The following is a 25,788-nucleotide window of genomic DNA, read 5'->3' on the forward strand; positions in this document are numbered from 1 at the left end:
TGCGAGGCAGCGCCCGCAACACCGGCGTCGCGCACAGGTCCTGGCGGCTCGTGCCGAGCCGTACGCAGCCTGCGGCAGTGGCTACACAAAGCGAAGTCCTGTGGCCGTTGTCGAGCCTGCGAGGCAGCACCCGCAACACCGGGCACCGCGCCAAACCTTGCAGCCCGTGCCGAGCCATACGCGGCGGCTACCCAAGGCGCCGGGGATCTTGTAGCCGCGCCAGAGTCTCGCTCACGCCGTGTTCGCGCAAGCTGTTGAGGCAGCGCTCGAAAGCGTCGACAAACTCCCGGGAATGGGGAATCGCCGAGCCGAAGATTTCTTCCACCGCCAGCAAGCGCCGGGTCAGCAAGCGATCGTCGGCCACCAGGGCCTGGCAGAACTCGGCCCGCGGATCGGGAATCCGGTAACTCGCGCCGTTCTCGTCCACGCCCTTGAGGTACAAGGCCCAGGCCGCCACCACCAGGGCCGCCCGCTCAGTATCGCGGCCGTCGGCGATCAGCCGGTTGATGGTGGGCACGGTGAACTTGGGCAGCTTCGACGAGCCGTCGCTGCACACTCGCTCCAGCTGGTCGGCAATCGCCTGGTTGGCGAAGCGCTGGACCAGGGTGTCCTTGTAGGCCGCAAGGTCGATACCTGGCACCGGTGCCAGTTGCGGGGTCACGTCCAGGTTCATGTAGGCGCGCATATAGGCGACGAACAGCGGGTCGTTCATGGTTTCGTGGACGAAGCGGTAGCCCTTGAGAAATCCCAGGTAGGTCAGGGCCAGGTGACTGCCGTTGAGCAGCTTGATCTTCATGTCTTCGTAAGGCGTGACGTCGTCGGTGAACTGCACGCCTACCTGTTCCCAGGCCGGGCGACCGTTGACGAAGCGGTCTTCCAGCACCCATTGCACGAACGGTTCGCAGACCACTGGCCAGGCATCGTCGATGCCGTGCTCGTCATGCAGTTGCAGGCGGTGGGCAGTACTGGTCATGGGCGTGATGCGATCGACCATGGCATTGGGGAAGGCCACGTGGCTGGCGATCCAGTCGTGCAGTTCGGCATCGCGCCGGGCGGCGAAAGCCAGCAGTGCCTTGCGGGTCACCGCGCCGTTGTGCGGCAGGTTATCGCAAGACATGAGGGTGAAGGCCGGGGTGTCGGCGGCCCGGCGGCGCTCCAGGGCGGCGCAGAGGAAACCGAACACGGTGCGCGGCTGCCGCGGATGGGCCAGGTCGTGCTGGATCTGCGGCAGGTGGAGCATGAACTCGCCGTTGCTGTCGTCGATGCAGTAGCCACCTTCGGTGATGGTCAGCGACACGATTCGCACCTCGGGGCTGGCCAGCTTGGCGATCACCGCTTCGGCACCGTCCTCGGCCAGGAGCATCTGGCTGATGGCGCCGATCACCCGCACTTCATGGTCGTCGCCGTCGCCCAGCTCCATCAGGGTGTAGAGGCAGTCCTGTTCGACCAGGTCATCCCGGGCGCGGCGGTCCTCGGCGCGCAGGCCGACCCCGCAGATGCTCCAGTCCAGGTCCCGGCCCTGGTTCATCAGGGCATCGGTGTAGTACGCCTGGTGGGCCCGGTGAAAACCACCGACCCCGATATGCACGATGCCCTGGCGGGCCTGGTTGTTGGCGTAGGCAGGCAGTCGCACCTGGGGGGGCAGCTGGCTGAGGTTCGAGCGTTTGAGTTTCATCGGCAGGTTCTCGGCAATCAGGCGGCGGCGCGCAATGGACGGGGCAGGGCGATGCCCTGGGCATCGAACAGGTGGCAGTGGCTTGGGTCCAGGTGCAGGTCAAGGGCCTGGCCGTGGCGGCTGGCCAGGTCGCCACGGATACGCAGGGTCAGGGTTTCGCCGGAACTGGCCCGGACGTGGCAGAAGGTGTCGCTGCCCAGGCGCTCGGCGACGTCGGCGATGACCGTCAGGCTTGCGGGGCCGGGCTTGCCCAGCTCCAGGTGCTCGGGACGGATGCCCAGGGTTACCGCAGCGCCGGCTTCGAGCTGCGGACCGCCTTGCTCCAGGCGCAGGCAAGCGCCGGCGTCGAGCCGAATCTCGCAGCCCTGGGCCAGCACCTGGCTGACCCGGCCCTTGAGGAACCCCATCTTTGGCGTACCGAGGAAGCCGGCGACGAACAGGTTGGCCGGGTGGTGGTACAGCTCCAGCGGCGAGCCGACCTGTTCCACCCGGCCGCCGTTGAGCACCACCACCTTGTCGGCCAGGGTCATGGCCTCCACCTGGTCGTGGGTCACGTAGATCATGGTGGCCTGCAATTCCTGGTGCAGGCGCGCCAGTTCCAGGCGCATCTGCACTCGCAGCGCGGCGTCGAGGTTGGACAGCGGTTCGTCGAACAGGAAGATCTTCGGATTGCGCACGATGGCCCGGCCGATGGCCACCCGCTGGCGCTGGCCGCCGGACAGCTGCTTGGGCTTGCGTTCGAGCATCGGCCCCAGTTCGAGGATGCGCGCCGCCTCGTCTACCTTCTGCTGCACCAGGGCCTTGTCGACCCCGGCCAGGTCCAGGGCGAAGGACATGTTCTTGCGCACGCTCATGTGCGGATACAGGGCGTAGGTCTGGAACACCATGGCCAGGTCGCGCTTGGCCGGGCTGACCTGGGTGATGTCCCGGCCATCGAGCTCGATGCTGCCGCCGCTGACTTCCTCCAGCCCGGCGATCAGCCGCAGCAGGGTGGACTTGCCGCAGCCCGAGGGGCCGACGAAGACCACGAACTCCTTGTTGTTCACCTCAAGGTCGATGCCCTTGATGATGTCGAAGCCTTCGAAGCCTTTTTGCAGGTTGTTGATTTTCAGGTGAGCCATGGGATGTCTCCGCAATTCGAGAGTTACTTCACCGCGCCAAAGGACAGGCCGCGCACCAGCTGTTTCTGGCTCACCCAGCCCAGGACCAGGATCGGCGCGCAGGCCAGGGTCGAGACGGCCGAGAGCTTGGCCCAGAACAGTCCTTCGGGACTGGAGTAGGAGGCGACCAGTGCGGTCAGGGGGGCTGCGCTGGAGGAGGTCAGGTTCAGCGACCAGAAGGCTTCGTTCCAGCACAGGATCAGCGACAGCAGCACGGTGGAGGCCAGGCCGCCCTTGGCGATGGGCAACAGTACCCGGAGCATTTCCTGGGGCAGGGTCGCGCCATCCAGGCGAGCGGCTTCGAGGATGTCCCGGGGGATGTCCTTGAAGTAGGTGTACACCATCCACACCACGATCGGCAGGTTGATCAGGGTGTAGATCAGGATCAGCGCGAGGCGCGTATCCAGCAGGCCGAAGCTCTTGGCCAGCAGGTACACCGGCATCAGCACGCCCACCGGTGGCAGCATCTTGGTAGAGAGCATCCACAGCAGGGTGCGTTTGGTGTTGCGTGTTTCGAAGAACGCCATGGAGTAGGCCGCCGGCACCGCGATCAGCAGGGCCAGGGCGGTGGCGCTGAAGGAAATCAGCACCGAGTTCCAGGCGAACGCCCCGTAGTTGCTGCGCTCCTGAATGTGCAGGTAGTTCTCCAGGGTCGGGCTGAAGAACAGCTGCGGCGGTGTGGCGAAGGCATCGATTTCACTCTTGAAGCTGGTCAGCACCATCCAGAAGATCGGGAAGAAGATCAGGATCGCGATGGCCCAGGCCAGGGTGCCCAGCAGCAGGCTTTGCAGGCGTCGGGATTGTTCCAGGGTCATGGCAGGCACCTCAGCGCGGGTCAGTCAGGTTCTTGCCGATCATCCGTACGAGGATGATCGCGGCGATATTGGCGATGAGCACTGCGATCAGCCCGCCGGCCGAGGCCATGCCCACGTCGAATTGCACCAGCGCCTGGTTGTAGATCAGGTAGGCCAGGTTGGTGGAGGCATAGCCGGGACCGCCGTTGGTGGTGGTGAAGATTTCGGCGAACACCGAGAGCAGGAAGATGGTTTCGATCATGATGACCACTGCGATGGGCCGGGCCAGATGCGGCAAGGTCAAGTGCCAGAAGATCGCGATGGGCCCGGCACCGTCCAGGCGCGCGGCCTCTTTCTGCTCCTGGTCCAGGGACTGCATGGCGGTCATCAGGATCAGGATGGCGAACGGCAGCCACTGCCAGGACACGATGATGATGATCGACAGCAGCGGGTAGTGGGCCAGCCAGTCCACCGGCTCGGCGCCGAACAGCCTCCAGAGGGCGGCAAGGACTCCCGAGACCGGGTGCAGGAGCAGGTTCTTCCAGATCAGGGCGCCCACCGTGGGCATGATGAAGAACGGCGAGATCAGCAGCACCCGCACCAGGCCGCGGCCGAAGAATGGCCCGGCCTCCAGCAGCGCACTGATCAGCACGCCGAACACCACGCTGATCAACAGCACGCTGCCCACCAGCAACAGGGTGTTGAAGGCTCCGGGCAGGAACGCCGGGTCGCTGAGGAAATAGCTGAAATTGTCCAGGCCGACGAACTGGTTTTCGCCGGGGTACAGCAGGTTGTAGCGGATCAGCGAGAAGTACAGGGTCATGCCCAGGGGGACGATCATCCACAGCAGCAACAGCGCCACCGAAGGGCTGACGAGGAACCCGCCGGGGCCGACCAGGCGGCGCTTGCGGGCAGCCTGGGGGATTTCCAGATGAGCGTTGGCAGTCGAGGTATTCATGACGATCACAACCGTTCAGATGGGTTCTGTGCAGGAGCGAGGCTTGTCCGCGATGGGCCGCACCGCGGTCTGTCCGATAACCGCGTTATCGTTTATCGCGGGCAAGCCTCGCTCCTGCGAGATGGGAGCTACTTGGGGTAGCCGGCGCGTTTCATTTCGCGTTCGGTGCTCTGCTGGGCCGCAGCCAGGGCCTGGTCGACCGTGGTCTGGCCGATCAGCGCGGCGGAGAACAGCTTGCCGACCTGGGTGCCGATGGCCTGGAACTCGGGGATGGTCACCAGTTGGATACCGACATAGGGCACGGGCCTGGCGGTCGGCCTGGCCGGATCGGCAGCCTTCAGTGACTCGAGGGTGACCCTGGCGAACGGCGCCGCGCTCAGGTAGGCCTCGCTGTAGGTCGAGGCCCGGGTGCCTGGCGGGACGTTGGCGATGCCGTCCTTCTCGGCTACCAGGGCTGCGTATTCCCTGGACGTGGCCCAGGTGGCGAAAGTCCTGGCGGCGTCCTTGGCCCTGGAGCTGGCGGGGATCGCCAGGGCCCAGGAGTACAGCCAGGCGCTACCCTTGTCGGTGACCTGGTGCGGCGCATAGGTGAACCCCACGTGCTCGGCAACCTTGCTCTGGCCCTTGTCCGTGACGAAGGAGCCGGCGACGCTGGCATCGACCCAGATCGCGCACTTGCCGCTGTTGAACAGCGCCAGGTTTTCGTTGAAACCGTTGCTGGAGGCTCCGGGCGGACCGTACTGCTTCATGTTGTCGACGTAGAAGGCCAGGGCGTTGTTCCACTGCGGCCCGGTGAACTCGGGCTGCCACTGCTCGTTGAACCAGCGGGCGCCGTAGCTGTTGGCCAAGGTCGTGATCAGCGCCATGTTCTCGCCCCAGCCGGCCTTGCCCCGCAGGCACAGGCCATATTGTTCCTGGCCGGGCTGGTTGAGCTTGGCGGCGAACTGGCCGATCTGCTCCCAGGTCGGCCGCTCGGGCATGCTCAGGCCGGCCTTGGCGAACAGGTCGGTACGGTAGTAGGTCAGCGAACTCTCGGCATAGAACGGCAAGGCGTACAGGCTGCCGTTGGCCGACAGGCCCTGGCGCACCGCCGGGAACACATCATCCAGGTCGTAGGCGGCGGGCAGGTCCTGCATCGGTTGCAACCAACCCTTGGCGCCCCACAGCGCGGCCTCGTACATGCCGATGGTGAGCACATCGAACTGGCCGCCCTGGGTGGCGATGTCGGTCGTCAGGCGTTGGCGCAGCACGTTCTCTTCCAGTACCACCCAGTTCAACCGGATGTCCGGGTGCTGGCTCTCGAAGGTCTTGGACAGGCGCTGCATGCGGATCATGTCGCTGTTGTTGACGGTGGCGATGGTCAGGGTCTGGGCGCCGAGGCCAACGCTGCTGAGGGTCATGCCGGCGGCGATGAGCAGGGCTGTGGTGCAAGATTTCATCGGTCACTCCTCTTCCGCGCCGTCGCCGGCGCCGGAAGGACGCTTATTGTTGTTATGCCTTCCTGCTGCCGAGGAAGAATGTGTGCCGATTACAGCGCCTGTGCCGATGGGCTGACAAATCATCCCTGACACAGCAATCGATACTTTTTTGCACTGCTCGGTCGGGAGGCTACCTGCCAGCCACTGCAGTGGCCGGCCATGGCCCCCGTGGCGAACGGTCTGTCACGGGCGATGGGGGAGCGGATCGCTCGTTGAAAAAAGAGTATCAGCCCAAGGTCCACTGGCTTTTTCCCGTTCACTGCCTAAGATGGCCGTCCTGGTCCCCTGTGTTGGAAACCGTTGGTCACGATGTCGGAAAAAGACACCATCTCCCTGCAACTGGTGCGCGAGGCGCTACTGCAAAGCTGCGCGCCGGGCATCGCCACCGAAGAAGTGCTGAACAAGGTCGGCATCGACCCGGCCGGTTTGCAGCAGGCCTGCGGGCGGGTGCCGGCCAGTGCCTATGCGCGGCTCTGGCGCCTGTTGGCGCGGCGCCTGGACGATGAGTTCTTCGGCATGGACCCGCGTAAGCTCAAGTCCGGCAGCCTGGCGTTTCTCTGCCGCTCGGCCATGGCCCAGCCGACCCTGGCGCCGGGCCTGGATTCGGTACTGGGGTTCCTGTCGCTGATGCTCGAGCACCTGCCGGCGCAGCTGGTGCGCCAGCAGAGCCTGGCGCAGATCGTGCTGCTGGAGGAGCAGGCGCCGCGCCGGGCCTTCACCTACTTCACCTACTGGATGATCGTCCACGGCGTGGCCTGCTGGCTGGCCGGGCGGCGCATCCCGATCCTGGCCATCGAACTGCGGTGCCCGCAGCCGGATTTCTGCGACGACTATCGGGTGATGTTTTCCGACAACCTGCGCTTTGATCGGCCGCGTACGAGGATGATCATCGCCGCCGATTGCCTGGACCTGCCGATCAAGCGCAGCGAGGAGGAACTCAAGCGGTTCCTGGGTCATGCCCCGGCCAATATCCTGGTCAAGTACCGCGATCCCGAGAGCCTGGCCAGCCGCATCAAGCAGCAACTGCGCCAACTGCCCGGGGAGCAGTGGCCGGAGACCGAAAGCCTGGCCCAGAGCCTGTGCATTTCCGCCTCGACCCTGCGCCGTCGCCTGGCCGAGGAAGGCCAGAGCTACCAGGCGCTCAAGGATGGCGTGCGCAAGGAACTGGCGATCGTCTGGCTGGCCGAGCCGCAGATCAGCTTCGCCCAGATCGCCGAGCGACTGGGGTTCGCCGATACCAGCTCGTTCTACAAGGCGTTTCGCAAGTGGTCCGGTTCCAACCCCGGGCACTACCGCAGCCTGATCCTCAACGACCCGGCCTGAGCCTTGGCCAAACCGGTCACGCAACTTGACAGCTTTGACCATTGTCCGGGCAGGGCACTGGCGCCAGTATTTCGTTGATTCCCATGAGGCTCCCCCAATAAGAACAACGAGGGCATTCCGGCAATGCGCGATTACCTGTCCGCCACCGCAAGCTTCAACTACCAAACCACCGTCGATACCACCCTGGCAGGCTCGCTCCAGGCGCTCAATGCCTGCGTCGAATGCTGTGACCGGCATGCGTTGCCCGGGCGCATTGCGCTGTTCTGGGAGGGCCAGGACGGCAGTAGCGCCAGCTACACCTTCAGCGATCTGCAGGACAAGGCCGGGCGCCTGGCCAACTTCCTCCTGGCCCAGGGCGTGGGCAAGGGCGACAAGGTCGCCGGCCTGTTGCCGCGCAATGTCGAGCTGTTGATCACGGTGTTCGCGACCTGGCGTATCGGCGCGGTGTACCAGCCCTTGTTCACCGCCTTCGGACCCAAGGCCATCGAGCATCGGCTCAATAGTTCCGAGGCCAAGGTGGTGGTGACCGACGCGGTCAACCGTCCCAAGCTCGCCGAGGTTGCAGGCTGCCCGACGGTGGTCACCGTGGCGGGCACCAAGGGGCAGGGGATCGTGCGGGGCGACTTCAGTTTCTGGGCCGAGCTGGAACAGTATCCGGCCCGTTGCGAACCGGTGCTGCTCAGTGGCGAAGATCCCTTCCTGCTGATGTTCACCTCGGGCACCACCGGGCCGTCCAAGGCACTACAGGTGCCGCTCAAGGCCATGGTCGCCTTCCAGAGCTATACCCGGGATGCGGTGGACCTGCGGCCTGAAGATGCGTTCTGGAACGTTGCCGACCCGGGCTGGGCCTACGGAATCTATTTCGGCATCACCGGCCCCCTGGGCCTGGGTCACCCGATCACCTTCTACGACGGTCCCTTCACGCTTGAAAGCACCTGCCGGGTGATCAACAAGTACGGCATCACCAACCTCACCGGATCCCCCACGGCCTACCGCCTGCTGATCGCCGGAGGTGACCGGTTCGCCCGTTCGATCAAGGGCCGCCTGCGCATTGTCAGCAGTGCCGGCGAGCCGCTGAACCCGGAAGTCATCCGCTGGTTCGCCGAACATCTTGAGGTTGTGATCCACGATCATTACGGCCAGACCGAACTGGGCATGGTGCTGTGCAACCACCACGCCCTGGAGCATCCGGTGCACGTAGGTTCTGCTGGTTTCGCCTCGCCAGGCCATCGCATCGTGGTGCTCGACGAAGAATACCGCGAGCTGGGTGTCGGCCAGCCCGGAATCCTGGCCATTGACCGCCGCCAGTCGCCGATGTGCTGGTTCGGCGGTTATGCCGGGGCGCCGACCAAGGCCTTTGTCGGCGATTACTATCTGAGCGGCGATACCGTCGAGCTGAACCCGAACGGCAGCATCAGTTTTGTCGGGCGCAGCGACGATGTCATTACCACCTCCGGTTACCGGGTCGGTCCGTTCGATGTGGAAAGCGCCCTGGTGGAGCACCCGGCGCTGGTCGAGGCGGCGGTGGTGGGCAAGCCCGATCGGGAGCGCACCGAAGTGATCAAGGCTTTTGTGGTGCTCAGTGAACGTTACCGCGCCACCCCGGAATTGGCCGAGGAGCTGCGCCAGCATGTGCGCAAGCGCCTGGCGGCCCACTCCTACCCGAGGGAAATCGAGTTTGTCAGCGAATTGCCCAAGACCCCCAGCGGCAAATTGCAGCGCTTTATCTTGCGCAACCAGGAAATCGCCAAGGCTCAAGAGGCCGCGGCGGCAACAGTCAACGCGTGAACAGGGTTTGAACGATGCAAATGCAGAACAAGGTTTTTCTCGTCAGTGGCGGGGCCTCGGGCCTCGGTGCAGCCAGCGCTGAAATGCTCGTGGCGGCCGGCGCCAAGGTGATGCTGGTGGATCTCAACGCCGAGGCCGTGGCGGCCAAGGCCCAGCAACTGGGTTGCCAGAGCGTGGTGGCCGACATCAGCCAGGAGGCGGCGGCCGAAGCGGCGGTGCAGGCGACGGTCCAGGCCTTCGGTGGGCTCAATGGCCTGGTCAGCTGTGCCGGCATCGTGCGGGGCGAGAAGATCCTCGGCAAGAACGGCCCCCATGCCCTGGCCAGCTTCACCCAGGTGATCAACGTCAACCTGATCGGCACCTTCAACCTGATGCGCCTGGCTGCTGCGGCCATCGCCGAAGGGCAGGCCGATGCCGATGGCGAGCGAGGAGTGATCATCAACACGGCGTCCGTCGCTGCCTTCGACGGGCAGATCGGCCAGGCCGCCTATGCCGCCTCCAAGGGCGCGGTGGCCAGCCTGACCCTGCCGGCGGCCCGCGAACTGGCGCGTTTCGGCATCCGGGTGATGACCATCGCCCCCGGGATCTTCGAGACGCCGATGATGGCCGGCATGAGCAACGAAGTCCGGGCCGGCCTGGCCGCCGGGGTGCCATTTCCGCCGCGCCTGGGTAAACCCGCCGAGTACGCCGCCCTGGTCCGGCATATCATTGAAAACAGCATGCTCAACGGCGAGGTGATCCGTCTCGACGGTGCCTTGCGCATGGCCGCCAAGTAAGGAGGATTCATCATGTCTATTGCTCAAGATCCGATTGTCATTGTCAGCGCCGTTCGTACCCCCATGGGCGGTTTCCAGGGTGACCTCAAGGGCCTCACCGCCCCGCAGCTGGGCGCCGAAGCCATTCGCGCCGCGGTGCAGCGAGCCGGAATTGGCGCTGACAGCGTGGAAGAAGTGCTGTTCGGCTGCGTACTGTCCGCAGGTCTCGGCCAGGCTCCGGCGCGCCAGGCGGCCCTGGGTGCCGGCCTGGACAAGGGCACCCGTTGCACCACCCTGAACAAGATGTGCGGCTCGGGCATGGAGGCTACTCTCCTGGCCCACGACATGCTGCTGGCCGGCAGCGCCGAGGTGGTGATCGCCGGGGGCATGGAAAGCATGTCCAACGCCCCGTACCTGCTGGACCGCGCCCGCAGCGGCTACCGCATGGGCCATGGCAAGGTCCTGGACCACATGTTCCTCGACGGCCTGGAAGACGCCTACGACAAGGGGCGCCTGATGGGCACCTTTGCCGAGGACTGCGCCGAGGCCAACGGCTTCACCCGCCAGGCCCAGGACGACTTCGCCGTGGCCTCCCTGACCCGTGCCCAGCAAGCGATCAAGGACGGCCTGTTCAAGGACGAGATCGTGCCCCTGCAGGTGATGGTCGGCAAGGAATCGAGGCTGATCAGTGACGATGAGCAGCCGCCCAAGGCCAAGCTCGACAAGATCCCCACCCTCAAGCCTGCGTTCCGCGACGGTGGCACCGTGACTGCGGCCAACTCCAGTTCGATTTCCGACGGCGCTGCGGCCCTGGTGCTGATGCGCCGCTCCGAAGCCGCCAAGCGCGGCCTCAAGCCCCTGGCGGTGATCCACGGCCATGCGGCCTTCGCTGATAGCCCCGGGCTGTTCCCGGTGGCCCCGGTGGGTGCCATCGAGCGGCTGATGAAAAAGACCGGCTGGTCGCTGAACGAGGTCGACCTGTTCGAGATCAACGAAGCCTTCGCCGTGGTCAGCCTGGTGACCATGAGCAAACTGGAAATCCCCCACGCCAAGGTCAACGTGCACGGCGGCGCCTGCGCCCTGGGCCATCCGATCGGGGCTTCCGGTGCGCGCATTCTGGTGACCCTGCTCTCGGCCCTGCGCCAGAAGGGCCTCAAGCGCGGTGTCGCCGCGATCTGCATCGGTGGTGGCGAAGCCACGGCCATCGCCGTTGAATGCCTGTAACGAGGAATCCCGATGTTGCCCAATGACGAACAAGTGCAGATCAGCGACGCGGCCCGGCAATTCGCCCAGGAGCGGCTCAAGCCCTTCGCCGCCGACTGGGACCGCGAACACCGGTTCCCCAGGGAAGCCATTGGCGAGATGGCCGAGATGGGTTTCTTCGGCATGCTGGTGCCCGAGCAGTGGGGCGGTTGCGACACCGGCTACCTGGCCTATGCCATGGCCCTGGAGGAAGTCGCCGCCGGTGACGGCGCCTGTTCCACCATCATGAGCGTGCACAACTCGGTGGGCTGCGTGCCGATCCTCAAGTTTGGCAACGATGACCAGAAGGAGCGCTTCCTCAAGCCCCTGGCCAGTGGGTCCATGCTGGGCGCCTTCGCCCTGACCGAGCCCCAGGCCGGCTCCGATGCCAGCAGCCTGAAGACCCGGGCCCGCCGCGACGGCGACCACTATGTGCTCAACGGCTGCAAGCAGTTCATCACGTCCGGGCAGAACGCCGGGGTGGTGATCGTGTTCGCGGTCACCGATCCGGCGGCCGGCAAGCGCGGCATCAGTGCCTTTATCGTGCCCACCGACTCGCCGGGCTACCAGGTCGCCCGGATCGAGGACAAGCTCGGCCAGCACGCCTCGGACACCTGCCAGATCCTGTTCGAGGACGTGAAGGTACCGGTGGCCAACCGCCTGGGCGAGGAGGGCGAGGGCTACAAGATCGCCCTGGCAAACCTCGAAGGCGGCCGGGTCGGCATTGCCTCGCAGTCGGTGGGCATGGCCCGGGCCGCGTTCGAGGCGGCGCGCGACTACGCCCGTGAGCGCGAGACCTTCGGCAAGCCGATCATCGAGCACCAGGCGGTGGCTTTTCGCCTGGCGGACATGGCCACCCAGATCGCCGTGGCGCGGCAGATGGTGCACTACGCCGCCGCACTGCGCGACAGCGGCAAGCCTGCGCTGGTGGAAGCCTCGATGGCCAAGCTGTTCGCCTCGGAAATGGCCGAGAAGGTCTGCTCCGCGGCCTTGCAAACCCTGGGCGGCTATGGCTATTTGAGCGACTTCCCGCTGGAGCGGATCTACCGCGACGTGCGGATCTGCCAGATCTACGAAGGCACCAGCGACATTCAGCGCATGGTCATTTCGCGCAATCTCTGACTTTTAGCAGGAGCTGATTCATGAGCTACGAAACCATTCTGTTGGACATCAAGGACCGGGTCGGCCTGATCACCCTCAACCGCCCGCAAGCGCTGAACGCGCTCAATGCGCAGATCGTCAGCGAGGTGAACCAGGCCCTGGATCGCCTGGAAGCCGACCCGAAGATCGGCTGCATCGTCATCACCGGTTCGAAGAAGGCTTTCGCCGCTGGTGCCGACATCAAGGAAATGGCCGAGCTGAGCTATCCGCAGATCTACCTCGACGACCTGTTCAGCGACAGTGATCGGGTGGCCAACCGGCGCAAGCCGATCATCGCTGCAGTCAATGGCTTCGCCCTGGGCGGTGGCTGCGAACTGGCGCTGATGTGCGACTTCATCCTGGCCGGCGACAACGCCAAGTTCGGCCAGCCGGAAATCAACCTCGGCGTCCTGCCGGGCATGGGCGGCACCCAACGCCTGACCCGCGCCGTGGGCAAGGCCAAGGCCATGGAAATGTGCCTGACCGGGCGTTTTATCGACGCCGTCGAAGCCGAACGCTGTGGCATTGTCGCGCGCATCGTGCCGGCCGATGAGTTGGTGGAAGAAGCGCTGAAAGTCGCGGCAGTGATTGCCGGCAAATCGATCCCGGTGAGCATGATGATCAAGGAGAGCGTGAACCGCGCCTTCGAGGTCAGCCTGTCCGAAGGCGTGCGCTTCGAGCGCCGGGTGTTCCATGCAGCCTTCGCCACCCAGGACCAGAAGGAAGGCATGGCCGCCTTCATCGCCAAGCGCGACCCGCAGTTCAAGGACTGCTAACGCGGTTCGCAGCTACAAAAAAAATCGCAGCCAAGGCTGCGATTTTTTGTGTCTTCAAGAACGCTATCGCGGGCAAGCCGCGCTCCTACATGAAAATGGCGTCCCTGTAGGAGCGAGGCTTGCCCGCGAGGCTTTCACGCAATCACACCAGGTAGTGCTTCAACTCGCGAGCGATGAGCATGCGCTGGATCTCGCTGGAGCCTTCGTAGATCTGGGTGATCCGCGCGTCACGGTAGTAACGCTCCACCGGGTAGTCCTCCAGGTAGCCGTAGCCGCCATGGATCTGCATGGCCGAGGAGCAGACCTTCTCGGCCATTTCCGAGGCGAACAGCTTGGCCTGGGAAGCCTCGGACAGACACGGCTGGCCGGCGCTGCGCAGGCGCGCGGCGTGGAGGATCAGCAGGCGGGCAGCGTTGATCCTGGTGTGCATGTCCGCCAGCAGGTTGGCAATGCTCTGGTGCTCGATGATCGGCTTGCCGAACTGTACCCGGTCCCGGGAGTAGGCCAGGGCGGCTTCGAAGGCAGCGCGTGCGATCCCCAGGGCCTGGGCGGCGATGCCGATGCGTCCGCCTTCGAGGTTGGACAGGGCGATGGCCAGGCCCTTGCCCCGTTCACCCAGCAGGTTGGCCTCGGGGATGGTGCATTGGTTGAGGGTCACGGCGCAGGTATCAGAGGCGCGAATGCCCATCTTGTGTTCGGTACGATCGACGATGAACCCCGGGGTGTCGGTGGGTACCAGGAACGCCGACAAGCCTTTCTTGCCCAGCTCCGGGTCGGTGACGGCAAAGACGATGGCCAACTGCGCGCGCTTGCCATTGCTGACGAATTGCTTGGCGCCGTTGATCACCCACTGGCCGTCGCGCAGTTCGGCGCGGGTCTTGAGGTTATGTGCCTCGGAGCCGGCCTGGGGCTCGGTCAGGCAGAAGCAGCCGATGGCCTGGCCGCTGGCCAGGCGTGGCAGCCAGGCCTGCTTCTGTTCTTCGCTGCCGTAGTTGAGGATCGGCCCGCAGCCGACCGAGTTGTGGATGCTCATCAGGGCGCCGGTTGCACCGTCACCGGCGGCGATCTCCTCCACGGCCAGGGCGTAGGCCACATAGTCCAGGTAGCTGCCGCCCCATTCCTCGGGCACTACCATGCCCAGCAGGCCCAGTTCGCCCATCTTGCGCACCAGGGCGTCGTCGATCCAGCCGGCCTTTTCCCAGGCCTGGGCGTGGGGCGCGATCTCGCCGCGGGCAAAGTCCCGGGCCATGTCGCGGATCATCACTTGTTCTTCGGTCAATTCGATGTCGTGCATGAGTTCAGCTCCCGCTGCCGTCAAAACCGCTGAAGAAGCTCGCTACCCGGTTGGCCTCGAGGGCTGCCAGGGTCGGCGGATTCCAGTGCGGGGTCTTGTCTTTGTCGATGATCAGGGCGCGCACACCCTCCATCAGGTCGCCACGCTCGAACCACTGCCGGTCCAGGTGCAGCTCCAGGGCGAAGCATTGCTCCAGGCTCAAGCGGCGGCCCTGGCGCAGCATCTCCAGGGTCACGGCCATGGCCAGCGGCGAGCGGGTTTCCAGCAGGTCGGCGGTCGCGCGTGCCCATTCATGGCTGTCGGCCACATTCACGCTGCGCAGCTGTTCGACGATACCGGGCACGTCCGGCTGGGCGAAGAAGTGATCGATGGCCGGACGCAGGGCGGCCAAGGGGGCATCGGGCAGGCTCTGCACGCCGAGCTTGGCCAGCAGGCCCTGCAGGTCCTTGAGTGGCGAATGAGTCCATTGCAGGCGGTCCAGGCGCTGGTCGAGCAGGCCCAGCTTGTCGCTCTCCAGGTGCCAGTCGGCCAGGCCGCAGTACAGCGCGTCGGCAGCACGGATCTGCACCCCGCTGACCCCCAGGTAAGTACCCAGTTCGCCGGGCACTCGCGACAGGAAGTAGCTACCGCCGACATCCGGGAAGTAACCGATGGCCACCTCCGGCATCGCCAGGCGGCTGCGCTCGGTGACCACACGCAGGTCGGCGCCTTGCACCAGGCCCATGCCGCCGCCGAGGACGAAACCGTCCATCAGGGCCAGCACCGGCTTGCGGTAATGATGGAGCGTCAGGTCCAGGGCGTATTCCTCGACGAAGAACTCATCGTGCAAGGTGTCGCCGTTCTGGTAGCTGTCGTACAGCGAGCGGATATCGCCGCCGGCGCAGAACGCCTTCTCGCCGGCGCCGCGCAGGACCACGGCATGGATCTCCGGAGCCTGGGCCCAGGCATCCAGTTGCTGCTGCAAGGTGCGCACCATGGACAGGGTGATGGCATTGAGGCCGGCGGGGCGATTGAGGGTCAGGTGGCCGATGTGGTTACGCACCTCGACCAGCACCTCATCCTGAGGAGCATCGAATGCCCGTGCCGTGGGGGATGAAACCTGAGCAGTCATCACTAACTCCCTGCTTTTATTGTCTTTATATGAGGCTCGCGGACGAGCATCGGCGGATCGTATCAGTGCAAATTTGCCAAGTACAACCGGAAAAGCTGCAGGTTGGCTGTGCATTTTTGCATGGACACACAGGTTCGGTGAGCCGCTGGCGAACGCTCTGGAATCCTGCTTGGCGGCCCATGGCCGGGGCACTGGTGACAGGTGCGTCAACAGGCATCGGCCAATGGCGGACAAACCGATGATGCTCTTGACCTGAGTCCGGTTCCAGGCCCGTACCCGCACTATGCTGGAGCGCCATCAGCGTAGTGCCGAGCCTGATCTGCCCGATCCCAGCTGGAGCCCTTGTCATGATCGTTCGTCCTGCATCCCTGGCCGACCTGCCGGCCCTCATGGTCCTGGCCCGCAGCGCCGGCCCCGGCCTGACCACCTTGCCCGTCGATGCCAACCGCTTGTGCCAGCGCCTGGAGTGGGCGCAGAAAACCTTCGCCGGAGAGGCCGAGCGGGCCGACGCCGACTACCTGTTCGTGCTCGAGAGCGATCCAGGCCAGGTGGTGGGGATCTGCGCCCTGGCTGGCGCGGTGGGCATGCGCGAGCCCTGGTACAACTACCGCCTGGGCCTGTTTACCGCCACGTCCCGGCAGCTGGGGCTCAACCGGCAGTTGCCCACGCTGTTTCTGGGCAACGACATGACCGGTCACTCGGAGCTGTGCTCGCTGTTCCTGCATGCCGATTACCGCGATGGGCTCAACGGGCGCTTGCTGTCCAAGGCGCGGTTGCTGTTCCTGGCCGAGTTTCGCCAGTGCTTCGGTGACAAGGTGATCGCCGAGATGCGTGGTTACTGCGACGACAATGGCGTCTCGCCGTTCTGGGAGGGGTTGGGCCGGCATTTCTTCAAGATGGATTTCGCCGATGCCGATCATCTCACCGGGCTGGGCAACAAGACTTTCATCGCCGAACTGATGCCCAAGTTCCCGTTGCCCACCTGCCTGCTGCCGGAGGCGGCCCGGGCCGTGATCGGCAGGGTGCACCCCAACACCGAGCCCGCCCTGCGCATGCTCAGGGCCGAGGGTTTCGGCTTCAAGGACTACATCGACATCTTTGATGGCGGGCCACTGATCGAATGCGCCACCGGCGACATCCGTGCGGTGCGTGACAGCCAAATCCTGCAGTTGGCCATCGGCACCCCGGGGGACCGGGCCAGCCCTTACCTGATCCACAATCGCCAGTTCGCCGCTTGCCGGATCACCGCCGCGCCGGCCCGACTCGCCGCGGGCACCTTGATCGTCGAGGCGACCACCGCCCGGGGTCTGGGGCTGGTGCCCGGAGCGTCGGTGCGAGCGGTCAGCCTGTCGGCGCCGGTCCGTCAATGCCAGGCGGCCTAGGCGGCTGCCCCGGGCACTGGAACAGCACGCTCTGGCTGGCCCGCAGTCGCTCCTGGCAACCCAGGGCCGCCAGTTGCCGGCTGACCGGCGCCAGGTCTTTCTGCCGTCGTACCAGGTAGAACGCCTGGTTGCTGGGCAGTTGCTCCAGGTTCTCGACTCGTCGTGCCTGGCCTGCGGTGTAGAACTGCGCCGAGTAGGACCGTCGACCCCAGTAATAAAGAGGTGCCGGTTGGCTGGCCTGCAGGCTGTTCCAGGCCAGGGCCATGGCTTGCTGGTTCTGCGGGCGTTGCAGGGCCGAGTCGTTGGTCACGGTGAACAGCAGCCCCAGCGGCAGCAGCAGGGCCAGGCCCAGTACCAGAAGCGAGGTTTTCCTGGCGCCGCGATGCCGGGGTGAGCTCAGGGCCAGCGCCAGCAACAGGCACCAGGCGGGCAGGGCGGGCAACACGTAGGTCCACAGGATGTTGCCGGAAAAAGTAAAGAACAGCGGCGTGACCAGCGCCCACAAGGTGACGAAGCTCAGGCGCCGGTCCATCTGCCCGGGCTGCCGGTAGACCTTGTACAGCAAAGGCAGCAGCAGGCTCCAGGGCAGCAGAGCCATCAGCAGTTCCAGCCAGATGCTGGCGTAGGGGCGTTCATGGGCGCTGCCGTACAGGTCGCCGGCCCAATCGCTGATGACGTAGCGTTTCCAGTGCTCGCCCACCAGGAAGTAATCGAGGAACCCCGGGGTACGCCATTCGGCCAGCACGTACCAGGGCACGGCGACCAGCAGCATCAGGCCCAGGCCAGTGAGCCAGGGCAACTGCCACACGCTACGCCACTGCCTGTTGAACAGCGTCCACAACCCGGCCTGGGCCCCCACCAGCACCAGTACCAGCGGCCCCTTGGCCAGCAACCCCAGGCCCAGCCCGAAAAAACCGGCCAGCGCCCAATTGCGTTCGCCATGCACGGTGCCGCGCCAGAAGCCGTAGCTGGCCAGCACAATGGCGAAGCTCAAGGCTGGATCGGTCAACACCACGCCTGCCGCCAACAGGCCCAGACCGGAACTGGAAAACAGGATGGCCGCCAGCAGCCCGGTGCGTTCGTCGTACTCCTGGCGGGCGAAACGGATCAGCAACAGGCAACTGGCGAGGTGGAACAGCCAGGCTGGCAGGCGCACGGCGAACTCATTGATACCCAGCCACTGCATGCCCAGGGCCTGGCTCCAGAACGCCAGCGGCGGCTTGCCCCAGAACGGCACACCGTAGTCGAACATCGGCGTTACCCAGTCATCGAGTTCAAGCATCTTGCGGGCCATCTCGGCATAACGCGCTTCCGAGGTGTCCATCAAGGGATACAGGCCCAGGGTGGCCAGGCGCAGGCCGAGAATGCAGAGCAGCAGCCACCACAGGTGGCGAGTGGACAGGTTGTTCATCGGCTCGATTCTTGTTCGTCGACGTGGCAGGTGGGCGGTGCTGGCAACTGGCGAGGGAAGCCTCCGAAGGTGCTGCGCAGGAAGTACAGCGGCCGGCGCTTGACCTCCACCAGCGCGGCGCCGATGTATTCACCGACCATGGCGATGCCGACCAGGGCCAGGGCCAGGGCACCGAGAATCAGATGGTCGATGCTGAAGGTGTCGACGAACCATTGGTGCAGCAAGTAGGAGGCTGTCAGCAGCAGTGTTGCCAGGCTCACGACGCTGAACCAGCGCAGCGGCTTGCGAGAGAACGCCAGGACGCCCTCCATGGCCAGGTCCACCAGGGCCATCGGGCTCCACTTCGATTCGCCAGCCTTGCGCCGTGCTCTCTGGTAGGGGATCTCGACCGTCTTGAAACCGAGCCAGTTGACCAGGCCTTTCATCAACGTGGCGCGTTCGGGCATGTTGCGCAGGGCGTTCAACGGCGCGGGACCGATCAGGCGGAAGTCGCTGACGTCCGGTGGCACCGGGTACTTGTCCACCAAAAGGTTCATCAGCTTGTAGTAGAGCCGTGCGCTCAGGCGCTTGCCGGCCGTGTCGCTGCGCCGGTCGCTGCGCTGCATGTTGACGATGTCGTTGCCGGCCAGCCAGTGGCGAACCATGGCCGGAATCAGTTCTGGTGGGTCCTGCAAGTCGGCATCGATGAACAGCACGGCATCTCCGGCTGCGTGATCGATACCCGCGGACATCGCCGATTCCTTGCCGAAGTTGCGGCTCAAGTTCAGGCAACGGACCCGGGGCGCACGGCAGAATTGCTCCAGTAGTTCATCACTTCCATCATGACTGCCGTCGTTGACATACAACACTTCGTAGGCCACGGGTAATGCACTCAATACCAACATCAGGCGATGGTGGAATTCAGGTAGTACATGGGCTTCGTTATAGCAGCAGATAATCACGCTGATCAGCTGCTGGTAATCCGTTTGCACGCAACTAGGCAGTTTCATTGTTGAAAGTCCAGGTTCGATTGATCCAGTAACTGCCCAGGGTCAGGCAGAGCGTGCTGAGCAGTTGCATCGACAGTGGCGAGTCTGGCCTCAGGGCCAGCAGGCACAGCATCAGCAGAGCGTTGCCGAGGTTGTAGGCACAGGCCGTCACGCAGAAACGCAGGGCTTGATCGGCGCGGGCCGACTGGTCGCCCTGGGGGAAAGTCCAGCGCCTGTTGCCCTGGTAGCTGAGCCAGGTGCCCAGGCCGGCACCGAGCAGGCTGGCCAGCAGGGCAGGGAGCGAGCCGAGCAGTAGCAGGAACACCATATAATGGCCAAGGGTGGCGATGGCACCCACCAGCAGATAACGAGAAAGTTGTTTTAGTTGAGGGTCGAACGATAGTTTCAATGGTCCCGGCATGAATCAATCCCAAGGTGGATGGCGGGTTTATTCTTGGGATATTTAAGTCGATAAGTAGTGGGTGTTGTGTGAAAAATTCATTTGTCGGTCATGGGTGAATGTTTCACAAAGTAACCTGACAAAGTTGTAAGTTATTAAATAAAGCCAATGTTCCTGCGGCTTTGCTTAAACATCAAGTTGCTTGAGGCATCAGAAGATATCCGGGTTGTTAGTTTGCGGTCAGTATTGCCAATGCCACCGCAATGGATGCAGCACGGGACATGGGTATTGCTGGCCCAGAGCAGGCGGGCCGTTACAATGGCGCTCGACTTTGACTCTTTCGAGGCAGCATGGACATCGACCTGGCCCGCACCTTCCTGGAAATCGTCCGCAGCGGCAGCCTGATTGCTGCCGCCGAGCGCCTGCACCTGACCCAGACGGCCATCAGTGCTCGGGTGCAGAACCTGGAAGGCCAGCTCAACTGCAAGCTGCTGGTGCGCAACCGCGCCGGCGCTCGACCCACGGCCGATGGCGAAGCGTTCATCGCCTATGCCAACCAACTGGTGCAGACCTGGGAAGCGGCGCAGCGCGACCTGCCGTTACTGGCGGGGTATCGCAACGTACTGCACATCGGTGGTGAGTTGAGCCTGTGCAACCCGTTGATGCTCAACTGGGTGCGGCGCTTGCGCCAGGCGTTGCCAAACCATGCCGTGCGCACCCAGATCGGCGAGGGAGCAAGCCTGCAACGCCAGCTGGAGCTGGGAGTGCTGGACGCGGCGCTGGTGTTCCAGCCGCTGTATTCACCTGGCCTGCAGGTGGAGCAACTGCTGGAGGAAAAGCTGATCCAGGTACGCCTGGCCGGGCGCCCGGAACCCTATGTCTACATCGATTGGGGTGAGGATTTCCGCCGTCAGCACGATGCGGCGCTACCGGAACAAGCCAAGGCTGCGGTGGGCTTCAACCTTGGGCCACTGGCCCTGCAGTTCATCCTCGATGTTGGCGGTAGCGGCTACTTCCGAACCCGGGTGGTGCAGAGCTATCTGGACAGCGGCGTCCTGGAGCGGGTGGAGAAGGCCCCGGAGTTCAGCTTCCCAACTTACCTGCTGTATGCCCGGGAGCGTGACTCGGCGCCATTGCAACAGGCCTTCGAGGTCTTGCGCGAAGTCATCGAGCATGACAACGACTGGTCCCAGCGCTGGTCGCCGCTCATCTGAGGTGCCGCTGCACCCGTCAGGTGGCTGCGGGGGTCAGGGACGGGGTTCGGGAGCCGAAGCCAGGACCTGGCCGATGCTGCGGCGCCGGGCGTGGGCCTCGCTGGCATGGATCAGTTGCTCGAGGTCCTCGGGCGTGACGTCGAAGAACTCCTCCATTTCCTCCAGGGCCAGCTTCAGGTCGGCGGCGGTGATCGCCAGGCTGTCGCTGGAACCATTCGGTGCCAGGACCGCTGGGGTGTCACTCGGCCCCTTGGGGTAGCGGGTGCGGGTCAGGTTGTTGTAGGCCAGGGCACTGGCCAGCAGGCTGGCGGCGGCCAGCATCACCGGTCCCAGCTCACGCCAGCCCAGGGCGATGCTGTCCGGGTCGGCCAGGACCAGCGTCAGGGCCAGGGCACCGGCCGGCGGATGCAGGCAGCGCAACCAGCACATCAGCACCAGGGCCATGCCTGCTGCGAGGCAGGCGCTGCCTAGGCTGCGTCCCAGAACATGCCCCACCAGCAGCGCCATCACTGCCGCGCACAGGTAGCCGCCGAGGATCGACCACGGCTGGGCCAGCGCCCCGGAGGAGACGGCGAACAACAGCACTGCCGAGGCGCCGAGCGGGCCGATCAGGTGCACGGCCACGGGCATGCCGAATACTTGGGCGCAGAACCAGACACTGAACAGGGTCCCCAGGGCCATGCCGATGGCGGCGCGGCTCCATTCCAGGGGGCGGGTGTTGATGGCGGCGGGTTTCCAGCGGATGAACATCGACAAAAACGATCCATTTCCAGACGGCGGGCAAAAAGAAGGGCTTGTCTGGATCACCAGAAAGCCCTTGAACGTTCCAACATTTGGGGGAGGAACCGGCGCAGTCTGCCGAGGAAACCCCGGGCTGGCAAATTCATAATAATGCAGCTTTAGTGCATTTTTTTTGCAGTTAGGCGGGCTTGCCCGGAGGCCGGGGCTGGCTCGGCGCAGGGCAGGGCGGCGGCCGATGACTTCAGATGAATCCGCTCGCGGCGCGCTTCGACGCCGTATTCGGTTGGGTGCGGCATGGTGCTGCTTGAGTGTTCTTTCGGCGTGGTCCCGAAGTTTCGGTTTCCCAGCCAGTCGACGAATATCGAACCCTATTGGAGTTGCAAAATCGTTATAGCGGCACTTGTAATTACTTGCTCTAAAACGGTGCAACCCCATGCATGTTATTCATCTGCGCGGTTCCAACGCCCGCTAACAATCAGTACTCGCGTTATATCGATATTTAATAGCGCCAGTTGCGTATGAAAATGTTTCATTGTAAGAATTGCCGGGTCATATGGATCGACGCTTCGAGGGCCGAGTAGTACTCAGGCTGGCTACCTTGACTTTTTGAAAGCTATCAGGACGATAACTCATGAATGACGAAGCGATTCTGGATGAAGTAAAAAGCTGGTTTCTCAATTGTTTAGGTTGCGCAGCGGGAAGAAGGGAGTTCAGCAAGAACCGTTACATGCTGGCTGTTGCCCGCACCACACAAGATGCCCGCGACAGTTTCGATGCTTACGTGCGGGCCCTTGAAGCTCGTGAGACAGTGGCCTGCCTGATCATCTGCCCGACCACCAGCGAGGAGCAGAAGTCCTATAGCGTGGCCCAGGAAGTACGGCGCCTATCGGCGCTGTTCAGCCCTCTTGGCGAATTCTCCGCCGAAGAACTGGCCACCGGCCAGGCGCTCAACAAGAAACTCTACCTGACCTGTCCGGTGACCAACGTCAAGGTACTCTTCGAAGACTTCGATGCGGTGGCGTTCTGTCCGCAGTCCGATGACATCGACGATGAGCTCTATGATCCGTTGATGGCAGCCCCTATCCCGGCGGTCAACTTCAATTCGGATGTCTATGCGTTCTCGATGTTCTGCCGCGACATGAGCCTGCAGAAGTTCAAGCGGGAAGTCTTCGAGTTGTCCGCGACCGAACGCGGCGAACTCTACAAGATGGTGTTGCATGGCTGGCAAAGCATCGCCCAAAGAACCCTGGACAACTACATCAAGATGACCGACGTGAGCAAGTGCCCGGTCTACCTGCACGACAACAATCAGTACTGGTTCGCCAATCACCAGGACCCGGCCTTCGCCGAATCCGTGAAGGCGTTGTATCGGCATGACATGCCGCTGATCTATGTGCCGAAGATCTTCTGCGAATGGGAACAGTACTTCGCCGTCGGGCGCATTCCCGACTTCAGCGAGACGGCCACGCCCGGAAGCCAGCACCTGGAAGAGCCTGTATCCAGCATTGAGGTGGTTTGAAATGAGTCAGGACGCCCATTTTTGCGCAAAGATGGTTTTCATCGGTTTCGGTTCCATTGCCAGGGCCACGCTGGGACTGTTCATCGAAACCCGTCAGTTCGATCTGTCGAAGGTGCTGGTGATCGCACCGGATCTCCAGCAGCATCAGCCATTCGTTGAGCGGGGGGTGAACTTCATCGACTTGGCACTGACCCCGGACAACCTCGCCAGTGTGCTGCGCGATGTGCTGGCGCCGGGGGATTTCATCGTCAACCTGTCGGTCAATGTCAGTAGCGCCGAGTTGATCAGGCTCGCCCACGAGCAAGGCGCGCTGTACCTGGATACCTGCATCGAACCCTGGGAAGGCCTCTACGATTCCCCCAGCCTGAGCACCTCGCAGCGCTCGAACTACGCCTTGCGCGACCAGTTGTTGACCCTGCGGGCGGAACTCGGTGAAGGGCCGACCGCCGTGCTCACCCACGGCGCCAATCCCGGGCTGGTTTCGCACTTCGTCAAGGCAGCGCTGCTGGAGTTGGCCGAGAAACTGACCGTGCCGGTGCCCAGGGTCGACGGCAACGTGGCCTGGAACGAATTGGCAATGGCCTTGAACGTCAAGGTGATCCACATCGCCGAGCGCGATACCCAGCGCTCCACGCAAATCAAGTCCGATGGCGAGTTCGTCAACACCTGGTCGGTCGACGGTTTCATCAGCGAGGCCGGCCAACCAGCTGAACTGGGCTGGGGCTCCCATGAAAGAACCTGGCCGCCGTTCGCCCGCCATCATCAGTTCGGATCGAACAACGCGATCTACCTCGAACGCCCCGGCGCCTCGGTGCCGGTCAAGACCTGGACGCCCAACGGCGGTCCCTGCACCGGCCTGCTGATCACCCACAACGAAGCGATCTCGATTCCCGATTTTCTCGCGGTCAAGGACAATGATGTCCTGCTCTACCGGCCCACCGTGCACTACGCTTACCACCCTTGCGACGATGCGCTGCTGTCGGTGCATGAATACATCGGTCGCGGCTGGCGGGCACAGGACAGCAAGCGAATCATGGCCGACGAAATCGCCTCCGGGGGTGTCGACGCCCTGGGTGTGCTGCTCATGGGGCATGGGTTGAACGCCTATTGGTACGGGTCGATCCTGAGCATCGACCAGGCTCGGCAGATCGCACCTTTCAACACTGCCACCAGTCTGCAGGTTGCCGCCGGGGTGTACTCGGGCATCCTCTGGGCCATCGAGAATCCTGCACGGGGGATCGTCGAGCCGGAGCAGATGGACCACCGCCGGGTGCTGGAGATTGCCTTGCCGTTTCTGGGAAGACTCGAGGGCATCCAGACCGACTGGACGCCACTGGACACCACCAATGCCCTGTTCCACAAACCCGAGGGCGATTTCTGCCCCTGGCAGTTCGAGCACTTCACGGCTATCTAGACAAGGTCGGCACCTCTTATGGAAAACCCCGGTATCGAGTACACCGACAAGCAGCGCTGGGTCGCCCTGACCAAGATCAACACGCTGTCGGTGCTGTCCCAGGTGGTGCAGATCGGCACCATCACGCCCTTGCTGTCGCTGTCGCTGGAACAGCAGGGTGTGGAGCCGGCAAGGATCGGGGTGATCGTCAGCGCCTCGTGGATCGCGATCCTGCTGCTGTACAAGATCGTCCCACGGCTGCTGGGTTACCTGGGGCTGGTCAAGGCCAACCTGCTCAGCGCGGCCCTGACCATCGCCGCGCTGATCGGCATGACCCTGACCAGCCACCTGGCGCTGATCTTCGCCTTGAACTTTGTCCTGGGTATCGGGTTGATCCTGCGCTGGATTGCCTGCGATACCTGGATCGTCTCGGTTGCCTCCAGGAACGAGCGCGGCCGGGCGATCGGCGTCCATGAAACCCTCATGGGCCTGGGTATCGCCGTAGGTCCGCTGCTGCTGGTGGTATTTGGCGTCGGCAGCGTGGTGCCTTATTACGCCTGTGCAACCATCGTGCTGATCTCCGGCGTCCTGGCCCTGACCCTCAAAGAACACGACACGCAGCCGCAGACTCCGACACAAAAGCATCATGGCAAGCTGTTCGGCCTGATTCCGCTGGCGTTGTGCGGGGCTTTCATCGCCGGATTTGCCGAAACCTCGTCGGTGTCTTTCCTGGCCGGCTACAGCCTGTCGACAGGCTACGCGCTGACCGCGGCAACGCTGCTGATCTCGGTGTTCGGGGTGGGCGGTACGGTGCTGCAACTGCCGATTGGCTGGATGGCCGATCGCACCTCCTGCAAGACTGGGCAACTGATCTGCAGCCTGGTCCTGCTATTGGGCACGGTCGCCATTCCGTTCAGCCAGCCCTTGCCCTGGCTGGCCACCCTGATGGTGTTTTTCTGGGGGGCGGCGATCGGGGGCATGAACACCCTGGCGGTGATCGAGGCAGGGCATCGGGTCGGCGAACACCAGGTCTCCACGGCCATGACCGCCATTGCGATGTTCTACACCCTGGGCAGCGTGCTGGGGCCGATCATCACCGGTGCCACGGTGTCCTATGTCAGCCCCCATGGACTGATGATTTCGGTGGGCATTGCGGGGGCGTTCTTCATCGCGCTCCTGGCGCTGCGCCGGTCGGCAACATCGGCGTTCGAGGGGCAACAGGAGCTGAAGTGACTCAAGCCTGCCTGCGTGCCGCAAACAGCCGTG

22 protein-coding genes are annotated in these 25,788 nt (G+C 63.9%); 11 read left to right on the forward strand and 11 right to left on the reverse strand.

Features of this window, described 5'->3' with window-relative positions; genetic code table 11:
• Nucleotides 1-187: 187 nt before the first annotated feature.
• The 5 genes from LGQ10_RS03115 to LGQ10_RS03135 all read right to left on the reverse strand — a co-directional run bounded on the left by LGQ10_RS03115 (nucleotide 188) and on the right by LGQ10_RS03135 (nucleotide 6,026).
• A complete protein-coding gene (locus tag LGQ10_RS03115; protein ID WP_226524651.1) occupies nucleotides 188-1,675 on the reverse strand; it encodes a mannitol dehydrogenase family protein in 1,488 nt (495 codons plus the stop codon).
• A 17-nt stretch (nucleotides 1,676-1,692) separates the two neighbouring features.
• A complete protein-coding gene (locus LGQ10_RS03120; protein ID WP_226524652.1) occupies nucleotides 1,693-2,796 on the reverse strand; it encodes an ABC transporter ATP-binding protein in 1,104 nt (367 codons plus the stop codon).
• 23 nt (nucleotides 2,797-2,819) lie between these two features.
• Complete coding sequence (locus LGQ10_RS03125; protein WP_058433287.1) at nucleotides 2,820-3,650, reverse strand: carbohydrate ABC transporter permease; 831 nt, start codon at nucleotides 3,648-3,650, stop codon at nucleotides 2,820-2,822.
• Nucleotides 3,651-3,660: 10 nt separating this feature from the next.
• Nucleotides 3,661-4,587, reverse strand: a complete 927-nt coding sequence (locus LGQ10_RS03130; protein ID WP_226524653.1) for a carbohydrate ABC transporter permease — start codon at nucleotides 4,585-4,587, stop codon at nucleotides 3,661-3,663.
• Between the two features lie 128 nt (nucleotides 4,588-4,715).
• The gene (locus LGQ10_RS03135; RefSeq protein ID WP_413247582.1) at nucleotides 4,716-6,026 is read right to left on the reverse strand and encodes an ABC transporter substrate-binding protein; all 1,311 of its coding nucleotides are present in this window, start codon (nucleotides 6,024-6,026) and stop codon (nucleotides 4,716-4,718) included.
• Between the two features lie 348 nt (nucleotides 6,027-6,374).
• Between LGQ10_RS03135 and LGQ10_RS03140 the strand changes: the two genes are divergently transcribed.
• The 6 genes from LGQ10_RS03140 (at nucleotide 6,375) to LGQ10_RS03165 (ending at nucleotide 13,089) form a co-directional block, all read left to right on the forward strand.
• Nucleotides 6,375-7,388, forward strand: coding sequence for an AraC family transcriptional regulator (locus LGQ10_RS03140; protein ID WP_226524654.1), 1,014 nt, complete (start codon nucleotides 6,375-6,377; stop codon nucleotides 7,386-7,388).
• A gap of 123 nt (nucleotides 7,389-7,511) precedes the next feature.
• Nucleotides 7,512-9,176 carry an AMP-binding protein gene (locus tag LGQ10_RS03145; RefSeq protein WP_058433283.1) on the forward strand — a complete coding sequence of 555 codons (1,665 nt, stop codon included), beginning with the start codon at nucleotides 7,512-7,514 and terminating at the stop codon, nucleotides 9,174-9,176.
• 14 nt (nucleotides 9,177-9,190) lie between these two features.
• Nucleotides 9,191-9,952 (forward strand): SDR family NAD(P)-dependent oxidoreductase, encoded by a 762-nt coding sequence (locus tag LGQ10_RS03150; protein ID WP_226524655.1) that lies wholly within the window; start codon nucleotides 9,191-9,193, stop codon nucleotides 9,950-9,952.
• 12 nt (nucleotides 9,953-9,964) lie between these two features.
• A complete protein-coding gene (locus LGQ10_RS03155; protein ID WP_226524656.1) occupies nucleotides 9,965-11,155 on the forward strand; it encodes an acetyl-CoA C-acyltransferase in 1,191 nt (396 codons plus the stop codon).
• Between the two features lie 12 nt (nucleotides 11,156-11,167).
• Complete coding sequence (locus tag LGQ10_RS03160; protein WP_226524657.1) at nucleotides 11,168-12,295, forward strand: acyl-CoA dehydrogenase; 1,128 nt, start codon at nucleotides 11,168-11,170, stop codon at nucleotides 12,293-12,295.
• Between the two features lie 20 nt (nucleotides 12,296-12,315).
• Nucleotides 12,316-13,089 (forward strand): enoyl-CoA hydratase, encoded by a 774-nt coding sequence (locus LGQ10_RS03165; RefSeq protein ID WP_058434858.1) that lies wholly within the window; start codon nucleotides 12,316-12,318, stop codon nucleotides 13,087-13,089.
• A gap of 142 nt (nucleotides 13,090-13,231) precedes the next feature.
• Here the strand turns inward: LGQ10_RS03165 and LGQ10_RS03170 are convergent, their stop codons facing one another.
• Nucleotides 13,232-14,383, reverse strand: a complete 1,152-nt coding sequence (locus tag LGQ10_RS03170) for an acyl-CoA dehydrogenase family protein (protein WP_226524658.1) — start codon at nucleotides 14,381-14,383, stop codon at nucleotides 13,232-13,234.
• Nucleotides 14,384-14,387: 4 nt separating this feature from the next.
• On the reverse strand, nucleotides 14,388-15,494 hold the full coding sequence (locus LGQ10_RS03175; protein WP_058434856.1) for an enoyl-CoA hydratase/isomerase family protein: 1,107 nt from the start codon (nucleotides 15,492-15,494) through the stop codon (nucleotides 14,388-14,390).
• Nucleotides 15,495-15,841: 347 nt separating this feature from the next.
• On the opposite strand from LGQ10_RS03175, the gene astA reads away from it, so the two are divergent.
• The gene (gene astA, locus LGQ10_RS03180; RefSeq protein WP_058434855.1) at nucleotides 15,842-16,876 is read left to right on the forward strand and encodes an arginine N-succinyltransferase; all 1,035 of its coding nucleotides are present in this window, start codon (nucleotides 15,842-15,844) and stop codon (nucleotides 16,874-16,876) included.
• On the opposite strand, the gene LGQ10_RS03185 is transcribed toward astA, so the two are convergent.
• From LGQ10_RS03185 to LGQ10_RS03195, 3 genes are read right to left on the reverse strand one after another with little or no spacing between them, the layout of a single operon-like run.
• The gene (locus tag LGQ10_RS03185; protein WP_226524659.1) at nucleotides 16,836-18,287 is read right to left on the reverse strand and encodes an ArnT family glycosyltransferase; all 1,452 of its coding nucleotides are present in this window, start codon (nucleotides 18,285-18,287) and stop codon (nucleotides 16,836-16,838) included. The two genes, astA and LGQ10_RS03185, sit on opposite strands and share 41 nt — an antisense overlap.
• Nucleotides 18,284-19,276: a glycosyltransferase family 2 protein gene (locus LGQ10_RS03190; protein ID WP_226524660.1), complete on the reverse strand. Its 993-nt coding sequence runs from the start codon at nucleotides 19,274-19,276 to the stop codon at nucleotides 18,284-18,286. Before LGQ10_RS03190 ends, LGQ10_RS03185 begins: the two co-directional genes overlap by 4 nt.
• On the reverse strand, nucleotides 19,263-19,676 hold the full coding sequence (locus tag LGQ10_RS03195; protein WP_226524661.1) for a GtrA family protein: 414 nt from the start codon (nucleotides 19,674-19,676) through the stop codon (nucleotides 19,263-19,265). Before LGQ10_RS03195 ends, LGQ10_RS03190 begins: the two co-directional genes overlap by 14 nt.
• A 329-nt stretch (nucleotides 19,677-20,005) precedes the next feature.
• Between LGQ10_RS03195 and LGQ10_RS03200 the strand changes: the two genes are divergently transcribed.
• Nucleotides 20,006-20,869 carry a LysR family transcriptional regulator gene (locus LGQ10_RS03200; protein WP_058434738.1) on the forward strand — a complete coding sequence of 288 codons (864 nt, stop codon included), beginning with the start codon at nucleotides 20,006-20,008 and terminating at the stop codon, nucleotides 20,867-20,869.
• A 33-nt stretch (nucleotides 20,870-20,902) separates the two neighbouring features.
• On the opposite strand, the gene LGQ10_RS03205 is transcribed toward LGQ10_RS03200, so the two are convergent.
• Nucleotides 20,903-21,619: an HPP family protein gene (locus tag LGQ10_RS03205; protein WP_058434737.1), complete on the reverse strand. Its 717-nt coding sequence runs from the start codon at nucleotides 21,617-21,619 to the stop codon at nucleotides 20,903-20,905.
• Between the two features lie 718 nt (nucleotides 21,620-22,337).
• Between LGQ10_RS03205 and LGQ10_RS03210 the strand changes: the two genes are divergently transcribed.
• From LGQ10_RS03210 to LGQ10_RS03220, 3 genes are read left to right on the forward strand one after another with little or no spacing between them, the layout of a single operon-like run.
• Nucleotides 22,338-23,129: a hypothetical protein gene (locus tag LGQ10_RS03210; protein WP_058434736.1), complete on the forward strand. Its 792-nt coding sequence runs from the start codon at nucleotides 22,338-22,340 to the stop codon at nucleotides 23,127-23,129.
• 1 nt (nucleotide 23,130) lies between these two features.
• The gene (locus LGQ10_RS03215; protein WP_226524662.1) at nucleotides 23,131-24,543 is read left to right on the forward strand and encodes a saccharopine dehydrogenase C-terminal domain-containing protein; all 1,413 of its coding nucleotides are present in this window, start codon (nucleotides 23,131-23,133) and stop codon (nucleotides 24,541-24,543) included.
• Nucleotides 24,544-24,561: 18 nt separating this feature from the next.
• Nucleotides 24,562-25,755, forward strand: a complete 1,194-nt coding sequence (locus LGQ10_RS03220; RefSeq protein WP_226524663.1) for an MFS transporter — start codon at nucleotides 24,562-24,564, stop codon at nucleotides 25,753-25,755.
• Nucleotides 25,756-25,788: the final 33 nt, after the last annotated feature.

This window comes from Pseudomonas sp. L5B5 (assembly GCF_020520285.1).
Taxonomy (GTDB): Bacteria; Pseudomonadota; Gammaproteobacteria; order Pseudomonadales; family Pseudomonadaceae; genus Aquipseudomonas.